Annotated in this window: 10 protein-coding genes; 7 read left to right on the top strand and 3 right to left on the bottom strand. The window is 62.4% G+C overall.

All coding sequences use genetic code 11. The annotated features are described in order from the left end of the window. Positions 1-141 precede the first annotated feature (141 nt). Together OPIT5_12095 and OPIT5_12090 are read right to left on the bottom strand one after the other, a co-directional pair. The gene (locus OPIT5_12095) at positions 142-873 is read right to left on the bottom strand and encodes a lipoate--protein ligase (protein AHF90838.1); all 732 of its coding nucleotides are present in this window, start codon (positions 871-873) and stop codon (positions 142-144) included. Between the two features lie 198 nt (positions 874-1071). Continuing rightward, positions 1072-2103, bottom strand: coding sequence for a D-lactate dehydrogenase (locus tag OPIT5_12090; protein AHF90837.1), 1032 nt, complete (start codon positions 2101-2103; stop codon positions 1072-1074). A gap of 114 nt (positions 2104-2217) precedes the next feature. Here OPIT5_12090 and OPIT5_12085 point away from each other — a divergent pair, with 114 nt between their 5' ends. After that, entirely contained in the window at positions 2218-3123 is a 906-nt protein-coding gene (locus tag OPIT5_12085) for an AraC family transcriptional regulator (GenBank protein AHF90836.1), read from the top strand. A 420-nt stretch (positions 3124-3543) separates the two neighbouring features. Here OPIT5_12085 and OPIT5_12080 read toward each other — a convergent pair whose 3' ends face one another. Continuing rightward, complete coding sequence (locus OPIT5_12080) at positions 3544-4692, bottom strand: transcriptional regulator (GenBank protein ID AHF90835.1); 1149 nt, start codon at positions 4690-4692, stop codon at positions 3544-3546. 266 nt (positions 4693-4958) lie between these two features. Here OPIT5_12080 and OPIT5_12075 point away from each other — a divergent pair, with 266 nt between their 5' ends. The 6 genes from OPIT5_12075 to OPIT5_12050 all read left to right on the top strand — a co-directional run bounded on the left by OPIT5_12075 (position 4959) and on the right by OPIT5_12050 (position 16276). Continuing rightward, positions 4959-5870, top strand: coding sequence for a hypothetical protein (locus OPIT5_12075; protein ID AHF94324.1), 912 nt, complete (start codon positions 4959-4961; stop codon positions 5868-5870). Between the two features lie 127 nt (positions 5871-5997). Next, a complete protein-coding gene (locus OPIT5_12070) occupies positions 5998-9618 on the top strand; it encodes a hypothetical protein (protein AHF90834.1) in 3621 nt (1206 codons plus the stop codon). Further along, positions 9615-10286 (top strand): N-terminal cleavage protein, encoded by a 672-nt coding sequence (locus OPIT5_12065; GenBank protein AHF90833.1) that lies wholly within the window; start codon positions 9615-9617, stop codon positions 10284-10286. Before OPIT5_12070 ends, OPIT5_12065 begins: the two co-directional genes overlap by 4 nt. A 19-nt stretch (positions 10287-10305) precedes the next feature. After that, positions 10306-12300: a sodium:solute symporter gene (locus tag OPIT5_12060; GenBank protein AHF90832.1), complete on the top strand. Its 1995-nt coding sequence runs from the start codon at positions 10306-10308 to the stop codon at positions 12298-12300. A 71-nt stretch (positions 12301-12371) separates the two neighbouring features. Then, positions 12372-14939, top strand: a complete 2568-nt coding sequence (locus tag OPIT5_12055) for a glycosyl hydrolase (GenBank protein AHF90831.1) — start codon at positions 12372-12374, stop codon at positions 14937-14939. Further along, positions 14936-16276 (top strand): membrane protein, encoded by a 1341-nt coding sequence (locus tag OPIT5_12050; protein ID AHF90830.1) that lies wholly within the window; start codon positions 14936-14938, stop codon positions 16274-16276. The genes OPIT5_12055 and OPIT5_12050 overlap by 4 nt, the downstream gene beginning before the upstream one ends. The last annotated feature ends 14 nt before the right edge of the window (positions 16277-16290 follow it).

Here is a 16290-nt window from a genome sequence, read left to right as displayed (position 1 = left end):
GAGCAAAAAACCGGACAAAAAACAGAAGGGCGACCCGCGAAACTCGCGAAAGGACACGAAAAGAAAGACAGAAATCCGATGGTTCGTTTTTCGTGTCCTTTCGTGTGTTTCGTGGGCTTTTTTCCGGCCCGGGCAGGAAAATCAGCCTCCGCCGGCGCCCAGGTACCTGGGCCAGAGGGCGGCGAATTCGTCGGCGAGGAGTTTTTTGACCTCGTCCATGTCGTGTTCACGGCCGAGTTCGGCTTGCAGGGACGTGACGGTGCCGTCGGTCGCGGAGATGCCGCAGGGGACGATGCCGCCGAAGTGCTGCAGGCGGGTGTTCACGTTGAGCGCGAAACCGTGGTACGCGACCCAGCGTTTCACGGCCACACCGATGGCGGCGATCTTGCGCGGGCCGATCCAGATGCCCGTCTTGCCCTCGCGGCGGCTGGCCACGAGGCCGAGCGCGCCGACACTGTTGATCAGGACTTCCTCGAGAAAACGCAGGTAGGCGTGCAGGTCCTTGCGCGGCGCGAGGCTGACGATCGGGTAACCGACAATCTGGCCGGGACCGTGGTAGGTGATGTCGCCACCGCGGTTGGTCTTGACGACCTCGATGCCTTCGGCGGCGAGGGCGGCTTCCTGCCAGACGAGGTGTTGTTCGGCGCCGCTGCGCAGGCCGATCGTGTAAACGGGTTCATGCTCGGTGAACACGAGCGTGTCGGACGCATCGCCGGCAATGCGGCGGGCCACGAGTTCGTCCTGCGCCCGCCAGGCGGCTTCGTAGCGGGTGCGGCCCCAGTCGAGCACGTCGATCGGAGCGGGCGCGGGTTGTCCTGCGCCGGCAGGCGTGACGGAAGCGGCGGCGGGAGGCACGGCGGTTTGCAGTGACAGCATGACCGGGAGTGAACGCCGGTTCGGGCATGATCGCAACTCCGGGAAGCTGACGCCGGGCAACCGGCCAGGGACCCGGAGTTTCCCGAAGCCGGCCCGGGAAAACGGGAGAATTGCCCGGCGGTGTGCCGCTCCCCCCCTGCCCCGCCGCCCCTCCTTTTTCCCGAAGCCGGTTCGGGACGGAGCAGGCTGACCTGCTCACGCCGTCGCCGGGTGGCTGCCACCGCGCGCGGGCACCGCCGGCGCGAGCGCGTGCGGGCATGATTCACCGCACGCGAACACCGTGGCGCTCGACAGCGTGCTCTCCGCGATCGCCTCCATCGCCTCCTGCGTGAAAAAGCCCTGATGGCCCGTGACGATGACGTTGGGCATCGCCACCAGCCGTGAAAACACGTCGTCCCCGGAATCCTGCCGCGAATGATCCTCGAAGAGCACACCCGCCTCGTCCTCGTAGACATCGAGGCCGAGCGAACCGAGACAGCCGTTTTCCAGCGCGTCGGTCACCACCGGCAGGTCCATCAGTCCGCCGCGGCTGGTGTTGATCAGCATTGTACCGCGCTTGCACCAGGGCAGCGTGACGCGGCTGATGAGGTGGCGCGTCGCCGGCACGAGCGGACAATGCAGCGAAATGATATCCGCCTCCGAAATCACCTCCTCCAGCGAGCCGAACGTAAAATCCGACTCCGCCGCTTCCGTCGAGGGCGAGGGATCGTGCGCGAGCACCCGGCAGCCGAATCCCTGGAGGATGCGGCCGACGATCGCGCCGATGCTGCCCGCGCCGATGATCGCCGCCGTCTTGCCGTGCATGTTGAAACCGAGCAGCCCCTCGATGGAAAAATTCCCCTCGCGCACCCGGATGTACGAATGGGCGATGCGCCGGTTGAGCGCCAGCATCAGGGCCACCGCGTGCTCGGCCACGGCATGCGGCGAATAGGCGGCGGCGTGCGTCACCACCATGCCGAGCCGGGCCGCCGCGCGCAGATCGACGTGGCTGTAGCCGGCCGAACGCAACAGCACGAGCCCGATGCCCGCTTCGCCCAGCCGGGCCAGCACGCCGGCATCGAGGCGGTCGTGGACAAACACGCAGATCGCATCAAAACTGTGCGCCAGCGGCACGGTGTCGCGCGTGAGACGCGCCTCGAAGTAAGTCAACCGGTGACGATGCCGGACGTTGGCCGCATCGAAAAAGCGCCGGTCATAAGATTTTGCGCTAAAAACAGCAATTTTCATGTGGCAGCGGGTATTAGGGTTCCACCGGGAAGGCTATCAGGTGGCGTATCATTTGCCTTCCATCGTGCAGATTTTGTTGCCGATTTTTGGACAAAAAACGAGGATATATCCTTTATGTCGTCATCGGATACGCCCGCCAAACGCAGCAGGGAGCTCGTCGAACAGCTCAAACGATCGCAGATTTATCGCGATTACGAGCAGGCGTTTCGGGACACGACCGGCCTGCCGCTCAACCTCCGCCCGATCGAAGCCTTTGACCTGCCGCATCATGGGGATCCGAACGAGAATCCGTTCTGTGCCCTGATGGCCACCACCAACCACACCTGCGCCGCCTGCCTGCAACTCCAGCGCAAGGTCGAGGAGGAGGCGCAGATGGAGCCGAAAACGTTAAAATGTTTTGCCGGCCTGTGTGACTCGGCTGTGCCGATCCGGGTGGGGGAAAACCTCGTGGCCTTCCTCCAGACCGGCCAGATCCTGCTCCACAAGCCCGACAACGAGCAGTTCGCCAAAACCACCCGCCAGCTCCTGAAATGGGGCACCGATGTGGATCTCAAGAGTTTGGAGGAGGCGTATTTCCAGACGCGGGTGGTCACGCGCAAGCAGTACGATTCGATCCTCCGGCTGCTGACGATTTTCGCGCAGCACCTCTCGACGCTGAGCAACCAGCTCGCCGTACGCGAGGAGAACGCCGAATCGCCCACCATCGCCCGCGCGCGCGCCTTCATCGCCGACAACCACACCGACGACCTCTCGCTCGACGAGGTGGCCAGGGCCGTGAACATGAGCGCGTTCTATTTTTGCAAGATGTTCAAGAAGGCCACGGGCATGACGTTTACCGACTACCTGGCGCGTGTGCGTGTGGAAAAGGTCAAGAACCTGCTGCTCAACCCGCACAAGCGGATCAGCGAGGCGGCGTTCGAGGCCGGTTTCCAGTCGCTGTCGCAGTTCAACCGCGTTTTCCGCAAGATCGCCGGCGAAGCCCCCACCGCCTACCGCGACCGCATCCACGGCGGCAACTGAAGCCGGTTCTCACTCAAAGACCTGAAAACCGAACGCCCCCGGACGCCGCCTTATACCGGTTCCCTGAACGTTCTGGATTTTACACGAAGATCGCGAAGTGCGCGAAGAAATTAGTGGCGCGGGCGTCTCGCCCGCAGACGGCGAAGCCGCCGGATCGCGTGGCACGGGCTTCCCGCCCGTGTTCTGCGGGCGTCTCGCCCGCAGGTAGGGGCGTCGCTTGCGACGCCCGCGCATGCCTATTGATGCCGCCTCCTGCATACGCGGGCTTCGCAAGCGAAGCCCCTACGTGTGGCGCGGGTAGTCTCGCCTGCATCTCTGGAGGTGCCTCTCAGTCTTGTCTCGGGGCGGCGCTCCCGCGCCGTCTGCGGGCGAGACGCCCGCGCCACGACGCTCCGCGTCACATCCGTCAAGATCTGAAAATTACAGCGCCGGCCGCAACGACACACAGGAACCGCGCTTGATCAGGTCGGGCACGATCAGGATTTCGTGCTGCGGGGGAGGCGTGCCGCGATTCTGCGGTGCGCCAAGCTGCGCCGCCAGCCGGGTGATCGTCTGCACGAGATCCGGCAGGTGGATGTCGAACGTCGTCAGCGGCGGATCGAGCTCCGCGCTCATCGGCAGGTTGTCATAGCCGATCAGGCTCACGTCGTCCGGCACGCGCAGGCCCGCCTCGCGTGCCGCCTTGCGTCCGCCGAGCGCCAGCCAGTCCGAAGAAAACACCATCGCCGTGGGCCGGGCCGTTGCCTTCTTCGTTTTCAGCAAAGGCAGCAACGCCGCTGCCGCCCCGTCGCGGTTGCACTGCGCCTCGGGCAGCGCGATCAGCCACTCCTTGCGCACCGGAATCCGGAATTCCGCCATCCCTTCGACAAAGCCCTCGCGATATCCCTGGAACGGCGTCTCGACCAGCGGCCCCGTAACGAGCGCGATCCGTTCGTGTCCGAGCGCCGCCAGGTACTGCACCGCCGTGTTGCCGCAGTGCCGCGTGCTCGGCAGCACGCACACCTGCGACGCGTACACCGACCGTTTCGAATACAGGATCGACGGCAACCCCACCGCGTCCACGGCGGCGAACGATGCCTCCTCGAAATGCCCGAAAAACACGCCCACGTTGACCGTCTTGGCCTGCATTTTCAGCTCCTCGTCATCGCCCCGGTAATGCAGCACCTGCAACTCCATCCCCTGGCTGCGCATGAACACGCGCAACTCTTCGATGATGCCCAGCGCTGCCGGATTGATTTCGCCCTGAGGACCGTAATACGGCGCGAAAAACATCCCGACCATCAACGATGGTCGCGCCTTCAACTGACGCGCCGCGCCATTGGGCACGTAACCGTAACGCCGCGCCGCCTCGATCACCCGCGCCTTCGTCTTCGGGTTGACCCCGTAGCGGTTGTTCAGCGCGCGCGAGATCGTGCCGACACTGATGCCGAGCACGTCGGCGAGCTGCGTGATGCCGATGGGGGAGTTCCCGGTCCGGCCTCTGCGTTCCCCTTCCTGCTCCGTAACGCCGGTAACGGCTTCCCATTCCAGACCGGCATCCCCGGTATCGACTGATTCGGACGATTTCATTGTCCGGTAAAGAATCCATCTTCAAAAACGTTTACAACTTCATTTACGAAGAAATTCGTCCGACGGAGACAAGGGTGTTCCGGATCTCGGGAGGTACCCGGCTGAACGGGAGGGAGAGTCGAGACAAGGATCTCGCAATGTTCCCCGCACACCCGATCCGGAAAACAGGGAAAGCTCCCTCCGGATAAAATTTTTGCTTGCAATATCGTAAACCTTTACGAAATTTTCGACACATGAACCCGTTGCCTCCACCTACACCCTGCCGGTTGCCCCGTATCTTCCTCGCCACCGCAGCCCTGTCCTCCCTGCTCGCTCCCTCGCTCCAGGCTGTCGAAACCCTCTTCTCCCTTCCCGACGCCGTTCTCACCGGTGGCGTCGAAAACGGCCAGAACGTTTTCCTGCCTACCTCCCCCACGGGCGGCGGAAAAGGCGGAACGGTGACGATTAACCCCGCGAGCAAAGACCTCGTCTTCGACAATGGCGCCTCTTCGGCCACCTACGACTTTTTCATCGCCAAGTTTGACGAGACGATCCTTGAGGTCGGCAAGAAGCTCACGCTCTCTTATTCCCTCACCGGAACCGGTCTCAACCAGGCGGGTCGCGCGTTCCGCGCCGGGCTTTACTGGATCGGCCCGCAAACCTCGGGCAACAGCACCGCGAACCTTAATGGCCAAAATTATTTCAAGCAGGCCACCGGCTTCCGGGTTGACCTCGGCACAAACGACTCGGGCAACCGCATCTACAGGAAAAACCAGCACAATTCCTATCCGGATCTGTGGAACTCCTCCGCTTACGCCACTCTCGACCACGGCGAGCACTCCGCGCAGTCGGACTACACGATCGCCATCGCCACTGGCGGTATCGCGACGATCACCGGCTCGTTGAGCATCGAACTGCTTTCCGAAGACGCATCCAGCGTCACGTTGCGGATCACCTCGGTCGTTGGCTCAAACGAGGCGTGGATTGAGACAACGCAAACAAACGCCTGGTACAAACAATTCAACGCGATCGCCCTGGGCAACGTTGCCACAACCAGCGGCGGCAGCTCCCTGACTTTCTCCAACCTCACGGTCACCTACGCCGCTGTTCCCGAGCCTGCCGTGACGACTGCGTTCATCGGCGTGTTTGCGTTTCTGGGCATCCTGTTCTGCCGCCACCGCGGTCGCCGGACTGGATGAACATCGTCCGCAGACACGCGTGTTCGACGTTGAGCGTTGAACGTGCGCATTTGCGTGGCGAAGCCAAACCACGCCGCGCAAGCGAGCCCCCTCCCCTTCCCCGCTGCCCATTTCCCCTTCTCTTGTCATGACACGACTGCCCTGCCGAAACTCCCTGCGCACTTGTACCCTGCTCTGCACACTTTTGTTTACATTGTTTGCCGGTAAAACCCCCGCGCAGACGGATTCGCCGCTGCCAAAACTGAGTAAACAAAATACGCTGGTTCTGGAACCGGAGAAATTTGTGTCCCTTGGCGCCTGGCAGAAAGAGGGCGGGTTCATCCGTGCGACAGGCAAGCGAGGCAGTGTGGCGTTTACCGGCTTCAACGTGCCTGAATCGGGTGACTATCACGTTTGGACACTGGCTCCCGATTTCCCGAAAAACGGACCGGCGACACGGCGTTTTCTATTAAAGATTGATGGCGTTGGAGGACGCGAATCCGGCCAGCACCGTCAGGAAGGCTGGCGTTGGGAAAAGGTGCTCACGCTGCGGCTTGAAGCGGGCGATCACCTCGCGGAAATCGAAGACGCGGGCCTCAACTGGGCGCGTTGCGATGCGGTGATCCTGACGAGCACCGCGCTCGACCCGAATTCCCGCGCCGCGAAAGGCGGCAATACTGCCTTTCGTTCGCGCTTCATCGCCAGGCTGGTTCAGCCGGAGCGTATTTATGAGGGCGCGCATGCCGCCGAAGCCCTCCCTCCTCCCCCCGCTGACGCCGGACGCGATCTGGCCGCTCCACTGTATTTGAAAAACGGTGACATCACGCTGGTCTTTCGCACGGTTCGCGCCGCCGACGGCTCGCCGCGCATCTGGCGCGAAATCTCCCTGCCGGGGAACGCCGGGAAAATGACTGCCGGGCTTGAACCGCTGTTCGTTTTGCATTCGGAGAAAAATCCGCGGCGCACGCTGCTGGCGGATGATTATTTCGCGATGTGGAAACCCGCGGTGACGACCCGCTGGCGGATTGGCGCGCGTGTGATTGAACCGGAGGGCGACCCCAAAGACCCGTGGACCGCTGGCGTTTTGCGGCGTCTGGCTCCTGTTTCTGTGCGACGCGTATCGGAGCGGGCCGTCGCGCTTGTCTATCGGGAAACAAACCCCGTGCCTGCCGCCGTCGCCGGTTCAAAAACGCTGGCGCGACCACTTGAGGCGACCCTCACGTGGACGCTCCCCGAACACGGCCATGCGACCCGGTTGGACGCGGTGTTCACCGCGCCGGAAACGGCCTGGTATTCGCTCGCGTTCGCGGCTGGACCCTCGCCGGGCCCCGCTGAAATCAGCGCGGTGCAATTGCCCCCTCTGTTTCAATTTCACCGTTTGCCGGAAGCTCCCATGATGCTCATGTCTGTCGAAACTCCGCATCCGCTCGCGGTCGTCGAAAGCAGAGTCGGGACGAAAAAAACAGCGGACGAGACGGCTGTTTTGGTTACGCACGGAGTTGTCGCCGCGCGCGATGCGACGCTGATTCCCGAAAACAACGCGGCTGGCGGCGGTTCGGCTGGCTCGCCTGGCCCATCCCCAAAATGGTTCGGACGGGACAACTCGGCTTGCGGATTTTCGCTCACCGCTCCGGACGGCGGAACGCAACCCGTATTGTTCACGCCGATCATGGGCTTTGAAGATTCACAGGTCGCGAAGTCGGCCTCACTGCGGCGTTCATGGTGGGTGATAACCGCGCCCGGCCCCTGGGCCTCCGCGATGCGCGAGGCCGACCTCTCGATTTTTGCGAATCGTGATTACCGCGAACCCGTATCCGTGTCCCTCACCGAGCAGGCGTTCAACCTCATGGACCTGCTGGGCGATGAAACGGCGGCAGGCTGGGACGCCCGCCTCAAGGGGCCGCTCAACATCGAGAGCGTGAAAACCGCCACGCACGCCGCCCCGCTCGCCTACCTGTCCGCGGCAAACCTGACGCGCGATGAAGATTTCTACGCACGCCGGGTCCTGCCAACCGTGGAGTTTTTGCTGACGCGGCCTTCCACCCATTTCGGGCTGAAAAACACCAGTTATGTCAGGGAAAACGAGGCCGGGCTTGACTTTGAAAGACGCCCCTACAGCTCCGCCGTCTGGCAGGGCGTTGACGTATTGCTTGGCGAAGGCGCGAATCCGTGGCTGGCGCGTGATTACGCATTTCCCGGAGGCGACATTCGCAAAGTCACGCGCTCCCCCAGTCGCGCCCCCGAGTGGTCGGATTTGCTCGCGCTCTACCGGCACGCTCCCACGCCGGAACTGCTCGCAAAAATCCGTGCTGATGCGGACGCCTGGATTGCCCGGCGCTTCTCCGCCGCTGCCGAAACACGGCCTGTGGGCGCCGGTCCGTTTTACAACGCAGGTAACTTTTACCCACCCTGGTGGGACTTGCCCGACCTTTACGAACTCACCCGCGACCAGCGTTACCTCGACGCCGCCATGCGCGGCGCAGAACTCACCATCGCCGGCTTGTGGACGCATCCCTCCCCCCCCTCCCCTGCGGAACTCGTTCGCATCCATCCTGGAGGAAAAATCGCCAACAACTACCATGTCTGGTTTCTGCCAGACGGCACAGTCGGCCGCCTGGGCTTCCCCAAAAAGCCCGGCGCGAAACTCGGCGACTGGCAGAGCGCGGTGCTTTCGATTCCCGAAAAAACCGTTCCCGCCTGGACCGTCTCGCCTGTCGGTCTCGGTCTCGAACAACCCATCACCTTCGTTCGCAACGCCGGAGCGAGCGGCTCCTACCACAACATCCTCCTCTCCGTCTGGGCCGCGAATCTCCTGCGCGTTGCCGCGTATTCGAATGATGACTACATACGCGCCTTCGCCCGCAACACGCTCATCGGACGCGGTGGCAGTTACCCCGGCTACTACATCGCCGATTACAGCGACCTGCTCCAGAATCCCGCCTACCCGCGCACCGGCCCGGAAATCAACACCTTTTACTGGCACCACATCCCTGTGCACCTGGCGATGGTCCTCGATTACCTCTTTACCGACGCCGAGATGCGCACAGGCGGAGCCGTCAGTTTTCCCTATGCAAAGCAGCAAGGTTACGCCTGGTTCTCCGCCCGCATTTATGGCGGAAAACCAGGCCGTGTGTTTGACGATACGAACTGCCGTCCCTGGCTCGACAAAACACGCCAACGTTTCCGCGTCGAAACCCGCATGGTCGATTACATCGGTGCTCGCAGCCGGGACAAATTTCACCTCGTCCTCCTCAACCAGTCCCGGTCTGCCGTTAGCGCTCCCGTCTTTGTTGCAGCGGGTGAGTTTGGCCGGTCCGCCCGGCTGCGCACCGCAGAAACCGACATGAAGCAGGCCTTTAATGCTGACGGGCGTGCAACCATCAGCCTCCCGAAAAACGGTTGGGCAGTCCTCACCTTCGACGCCGCACCCGACACCGGGCGATTCGCCTCTCCTCCGCGTCCGCTTCCCGATTCTGCCGCCCCGCAAACCCACCCGCTCCCTGATCCGTGGGGACAACTTCGTGCCTTCCGCATCCGTTCCCCGTTTGGCAAGGACGCTCTCTATTTCGCCTTCTCCGGCAAAATTCCACCCGGTTCCAAAGCCGAGCTATTGTTGGGAGGAAACACCGCAGCCGCCGTTGATCGCGCCCCCTACGAACTCAGCGTGTATCCATATGATCAGGATGAAACAGCCGCCTTCCGTATCCGCCTGACCACGGCGGACGGACGGCAAAATACCACCCAAACCTTCAAACTCCCCGCTCGATGAAAACCCGCCCCGTCGCCACACACAACACCCCCGCCGCGTTTACGCTCGTTGAACTGCTCACCGTCATCGCCATCATTGGCATACTCGCAGCCATCATTATTCCCACCGTCGGCAAAGTCCGGGACGCCGCCCGCTCCGCTCAATGTGTTTCCAACCTCCGCCAGCTCGGCGTCTGTGCGCAATTATACACAGAGGACAACAAGGGTTACGCGCCGGACAAACGATTCGCATTTTACAAGCAACTCTGGCCTTACTCAGGCTCAAACATCAAGTGGGACAGCGATCCAAACCCGTGGGGCAATCCGCCGACACGCTGCAAGAACACCATCTTTGAATGTCCCTCGGTTTATAAAGACCCTTTCACCAATTTGCGTTCCTACGCTCCCAACTATCACGGCCTCAGAAGCCCTTTCCCTCCGGGGAAAAACGCGACTTCGGGCATACCGGTCTCCAAACTCACCGCTCCCTCGAAAACAATGTGGTTTGGCGAAGTGTGCAACGGTTCTGATCTGAGCCCAAACACCAACAAAATCAACTGGCGCCATAACAACAAAACAAATGCGCTCTTTTTCGATGGCCACGTAGCAACACTGAAATACGACAAGGAGATAGAGGTGCCCGCCAATATTTACGACTCACTGTTCTGGATCGGCGGCTCATGGCTGTAGGCCCTCCCCCCATCCCCGCATGAATCTTTCCCTCCTCGACTGGGGCATCCTCGCCGCCTCCCTCATCGCCCTGGCCGCCATTGCCATCTGGATACGAAGCTACACCAAAAGTGTTTCCGATTTTCTCGCCGCCAACCGTAGCGCCGGACGTTACCTGCTCACGCTCTCCGAAGGCATGGCCTCCTTCGGCGTCGCCAGCCTCATCGCCAACTTCGAAAAATTTTACCAGGCCGGCTTCGCCGCCTTCTGGTGGGGCAAGATGCTCGCCCCCGTGGCCATGATCGTGGCCATGAGCGGCTGGGTCGCCTACCGGTACCGCGAAACCCGCGTCCTCACCATGGCCCAGTTTTTTGAAATCCGGTATTCCAAAAACTTCCGTATCCTCGCCGGCATCATGGGCTGGGTGTCGGGAATTTTAAACTACGGCGTCTTCCCCGGTATCGTCGCCAATTTTTTCATCCACTTCTGCGGGCTCCCCGAAACCGTCGCCATCGCCGGCCTCGAAATCCGTACCCTCATGCTCATCATGAGCGTGTTCATCAGCCTCGCCCTCGCGCTCGTGTTTTTTGGCGGGATGGTTGCCGTCATGGTCACCGACTTTTTTCAGGCGCAGTTCATGAACATCGTCTTCTTCATTCTGCTCGTAGCCATTTTCTGGAAAGTCGGATGGGGCCACACGGTCGAAGCCCTCTCCGACACACCGCCCGGCAAGTCATTGCTCGATCCCTTCGACCAGCAAAAAATCAGCGATTTCAACTTCTGGTTTTTTGCCATCTTCATCTTCAAGGCTGTTTACAACTGCCTCGGCTGGCAGGCCGCGCAGGGCTACAACGCCGCCGCCCGCACTCCTCACGAGGCCAAGATGGCGCGTGTCCTCGCCGAGTGGCGCAACGGCGTGACCTACCTGCTCCTGATGATTCTGCCCATCGGGGCCTATGTGGTCATGCACCACACCGGCTACGACAGTATCAAGGAAACCGCTACCGCCACCATCGGCGCCATTTCCGAGCCGCAAATCGCCAAACAGATGACCGTGCCTATCACGCTCGTCTCTCTCCTCCCGGTCGGCGTGGTCGGCCTCCTTGCCGCCGCCATGGCCATGTCCTCCGTTTCCACCGACGACTCCTGCCTCCACTCCTGGGGATCGATCTTCGTGCAGGATGTCGTCCTCCCCTTCCGCAAAAACAAGCCCCCGCTCTCCCCTCGCGCCCACATCCGGCTCCTGCGCAGCTCCATCATATTTGTCGCCCTCTTTGCCTTTTGCTGGAGTTCCTGGTTCCCCCTTCGCGACTACATCCTCATGTATTTCCTGCTCACCGGCACCATCTACCTCGGTGGTTCCGGAGCGGCCATCGTCGGCGGCCTTTACTGGAAACGCGGAACGACGGCCGGAGCCTGGACGGCCATGATCGCAGGCTGCGCCGTCGCTGTCATTGGCATCTCCCTGCAATCCGCCTGGCCGCACATCCCCACACTTGTTTCCCTCGCACCCAAATTCCCCGTCAACGGTGCCTGGCTCGCCATGATTGCCTACACCACCAGCATCATCGGCTACATCGTTGTCTCGCTCGCGACCTGCAAGGAACCCTTCAACCTCGAACGCATGTTGCATCGTGGCCCATACGCCCTTGCCGGCGAGGAAGCCGCCCCGCAACTCCACAACCTGCCCGCCTGGAAACGTCTGCTCGGCTTCACCAGCAACTTCACCCGCGGCGACAAAGCCATCTACTTTTTCAAGCTCGGCTGGACTGCCATGTGGACCCTCATTTTCATCGTCGGCACGGTCCTCGGTCTCACCATTGGACTCAGCAAAACCACCTGGGCCAACTACTGGCTTTTCGTCATCCTCCTCAGCGCCGTCGTCGGCACCGGCACCATCATCTGGTTCCTCTGGGGCGGCTTCAAAGACCTCGCCGCCCTCCTTCGCCTCCTACGGGAAAAACAACGCGACATCGCAGACGACGGCCAGGTCCATGAGCCGGAAAAAACCGGAACCGGAAAAGCTGAAAGCTGAAACCGGACAATCTCAAAACCACTCGACAATCCACACACGCCGAAGTCCGGATTCCAGTTTTCAGCGTTTCCATGAAAGACATCCTCGTCATCCCTCACAACCACTTCGACCTGACCTGGCGCCGCGCCTTTGATCGTCCGGCCACGAAACACGGTGTCACGATCCGTAGCTACTACGAAATCGAGGAACTCTGCATCGAACGCTGGCTCCCGCTTGCCGAAAAAGGTTACCCCTTCAGCGATGGTCAAACGGCCATCTGGCGCAAATACCTCGAACGTCACCCCGAACGCCTCGACAGCCTTCGCACCCACGCCAGACGTGGCCTCCTCGACCTCATGCTCGCCGGCGAAACCGTGCAGGACACCAACCTCCCCTCCGCCGAAGGCCTGGTCCGTAATTTCCTCGTCGCGCAGGACATTTACCGCGAACTCCTCGATGACGACACGGACCCGGACGAAGGTCACCTCGCGCTCAAAATGGCCTGGATGGAAGATGCCTTCGGCAACAGCGCCAACTATCCGCAGATCCTCAAGGGTGTCGGAGCCGAGGTCGCGATCGCCACGACCTACAACAAATGCCCCGACCCCGTCTGGACGGGCATCGACGGCACGCAACTCCCCTGTCTCGACCAATATCCCAAATTCCGCCCCGCTTTTGTAGAAAAACACCGACCCTGCCCGGCATGCCACGGCACGAAAAAAACCTCAAAAAACGGAACCTGCCCCGACTGTAATGGAATGGGAATGACATTGATCGACTCCTTCGATCACGCGCAGATCGAGGCTTTCATCGACGAAGCCATTGCGCACAAAGGCGAGTGGGCCGTCGTTTACATCCTCACCGAAGAGAACCTCCCCGACGCCACGCTCCAGACCTTCATCACCACCTGGAACCGCAGACACTCCGCACGCCGCCGCGCCCGTCTCCGCATCGCCAACGTTGCCGACATCTACCGGCGTTACCTCCCCGAGCTGCAAAAAACCGTCGCCTCCGGTTCCTGGAAAAAACCGACCATCGAACTCGCCCCCGCCTCCCCCGGTTGTGCGGTCACACGCATCCGCACCAAGCAGCGCACCCGTGCCGTCGCCTATAAACTCATCCAGGCCGAATCCGCGCTTGCCGCCGACGTGTGGCGACGCAACGACCCGGTACCTGCCACCGATCTCCGGCTTCGACTCGCCGCCCTGCGAGACGCATGGCGCAAGGTCTGTTTTAACCAGTTTCACGACGCCATCACCGGCACGCACATCGACGCCGCCTACGACGAACTCATGCAGATGCTCGACGAAGCCGAGTCGATCGCCGACAGTCTCGACGTGACGCGGCCTCCCCGTGGCACGGGCATCCTGCCCGGGATTCCGGCGTGGCACGGGCTTCCAGCCCGTGATTCCGGCGTGGCGCGGGCGTCCCGCCCGCTTCGGGAATCCGCCGCATTTCTCCCTCCCCCCATCACCTTTCCTGCGACTCACCGCCTCGGCGATTTCACCCTCACCTGCGACCTTCACGGCATCCTCGACATCCGCCACGCCGCCTCTCCGAAAACCGATCTCTTCGGAAAAATCCCCGGCTTCACGCGTGCCGACCGTCCCCTTCGCATCGGCGAACTGTTGCTCGAAGCCGATTTCGGCGACGCCTGGTCGCAACGCATTCCCCCCTTCGCCAGCATCGAACGCGACGTCTCCCGCGTCCCCCTCGGCCGCTTCCATACCCGGGTCGAAGTCCTCTCAACGGCTCTCAACGCCAAGCCCCGAACCCTGAACACCAAACCCCAATCAGCCGCCGCCATCCGCTGGCACGGCCGCTACACCGGCGGCGACCCGAAAGTCAAAACCCTCGCATGGACGGTCACCGTCGCTCCCTCCGCCGACGGACGCCGTCTCGATTTCGCCACCGAAGTCGACTGGGACACCGCCAGCCGCCGTCTCCGCGTCATTTTCCCCGTCAACAGTCCCTCCGACACCGCGTATTACGAAATTCCCTACGGTTTTGTCGAACGCCGCTACGATCCGCAAAAACTCGATTACAGCCAATGGCGCGCCCACACCATGGAGTATCCCGCTCTCCACTGGGTGCACCGTCCGGTTACGGACACCGCCGGTGTCGCGCTCCTCAACAAGGGACTTCCCTGCTGGCGCTGGCTTCCCGGTCGCTTCGATCTCTCGCTCCTCCGTTCACCCGAATGGAGCTTCTGCGCCGTCGAAGCCGGCAATTACGAATTCTGGGACATCGACGGCCAGCGCGACACCGGCCATCACCATTTCGAGTATTCACTCATTCCCTACGCATCCTCTCCGCTCACGCCGCATGACCTCACCGTCGCAGGCTATGCCTACAACAACGCCGCCCCTCCTCTCGCCACGCTACCCCTCACGCTCGAGGGCAATGCCATCGTGACAGCATGGAAACTTGCCGAAGACCTTTCCAATGCCTGGGTCCTCCGCCTCCAGGAGACTGCCGGCCGCGCCGGACGCGCCACGCTTGCTTTCGACGAACCGGTGTCGCTCGCACCGGCCAACCTTCTCGAAAAACCCCTCACACCCGCAATCGCCCGCCAGCGCCGCCCTCGCATCAAGACCCGACACACGGTAAAACTCCACCGACACGGCATTGTCACCCTGCTCGTCCGTCGGCGCCCATGAAATCTGCCTGTGAGACCTCTCCTTTCCCATTCCTGGATGTTGTGGTGATCGGCGGGGGCCCGGCGGGCCTGGTCGCGGCCACCCAGGCCGCGCGGGCCGGAGCCCGCGTCCTGCTCGTCGAGAAATCGGGCATCCTTGGCGGCGCGACCACCCTTGCCGGCGTGGCGAGCCCCGGTCTCTTTTACGCCCGCGGTCGCCAGATCATCGCCGGCATCGGATGGGAACTCGCCACGGAAGCCCTTCGCATGTGTGGACAGCCCTTGCCCGATTTCTCCGACTGGAAAAACCTCCGGCATTGGGAACTGGCCCTGCGGGTCAACATCCCCGTCTATGCCGCGCTCGCCGACCGCCTTGTCACCCGGTCCGGAGCCGCACTCCGGCTCCACACCATGCTCGCCGCAGCAGACTACGACGAACGTCACGCCTTCTGGATTATTCGCCTGTGCCAGAAAGACGGTCTGAAAACGCTTCGCGCCGGAGTGCTCGTTGACTGCACCGGGGACGCCAATGCGGTTGCCCTCGCCGGCCACCGGCTTCGTCGCAACCCGGAACTCCAGCCGGGAACGCTCTCCCTCCATGCCGGAGGTTACGATCCCGCCCGCCTCGACTATCCCGCTCTCGAGGCCGCCTTTGCCTCGGCCGTGGCTGCCGGGACCCTGCTGCGCTCCGATTTTTACCCGGCGACAACTCCCGTCACGCAGTTTCTCCGGAACCGCGGCGCCAACACCATGCACGTCACCGGCATCGACGCCGCCACCAGCGAGGGCAAAACGGGAGCCGAGCTGGCGGCGCGCGAAACGCTTCTGCGCATCATCCTTTTCCTGCGCGCGCAGCCCGGGCTGGAGAACTTCACGGTCGAACACATGAGTTCCGAATGCGGCATTCGTGAAACGGTCACCATCGATGCGGAGCACCGCGTATCCGGTCATGAATACGCATCGGGATGCGCGTGGGAGGACAGTCTCTGCCACAGCTATTTCCCCATCGACCTGCACAACAGCGCCGGCGGCGGAGTCCACACCCGCCCGCTCGAAGCGGGCGCCGTGCCCACGGTTCCGCTGCGCGCCCAGCTTCCCTCCGGCAGCCGCCGCCTGATCGTCGCGGGGCGCATCATCGGCAGCGACCGCGAGGCCAATTCCGCCCTCCGCGTGCAGGCCACGGCCATGGCCACCGGCCAGGTCGCCGGAGCCGCCGCCGCGCTCGCCGCCACCCGCAACCGTGACATCCGCGCTATTCCCCTGACTGAAATCCGCGCGCTCCTCCGCGCCCACGGTGCCATCGTTCCGGATACTCCTGCTCCCCCCTCCGGAGAGGCGACATGCCGGGAATCCCCGTAAAACGTCCTCCCGCC

This window comes from Opitutaceae bacterium TAV5 (genome assembly GCA_000242935.3).
In the GTDB taxonomy this organism is placed as follows: domain Bacteria; phylum Verrucomicrobiota; class Verrucomicrobiia; order Opitutales; family Opitutaceae; genus Geminisphaera.
Note: the sequence above shows the minus strand (reverse complement) of the source record. Positions and strands in the feature narration are given on the sequence as shown.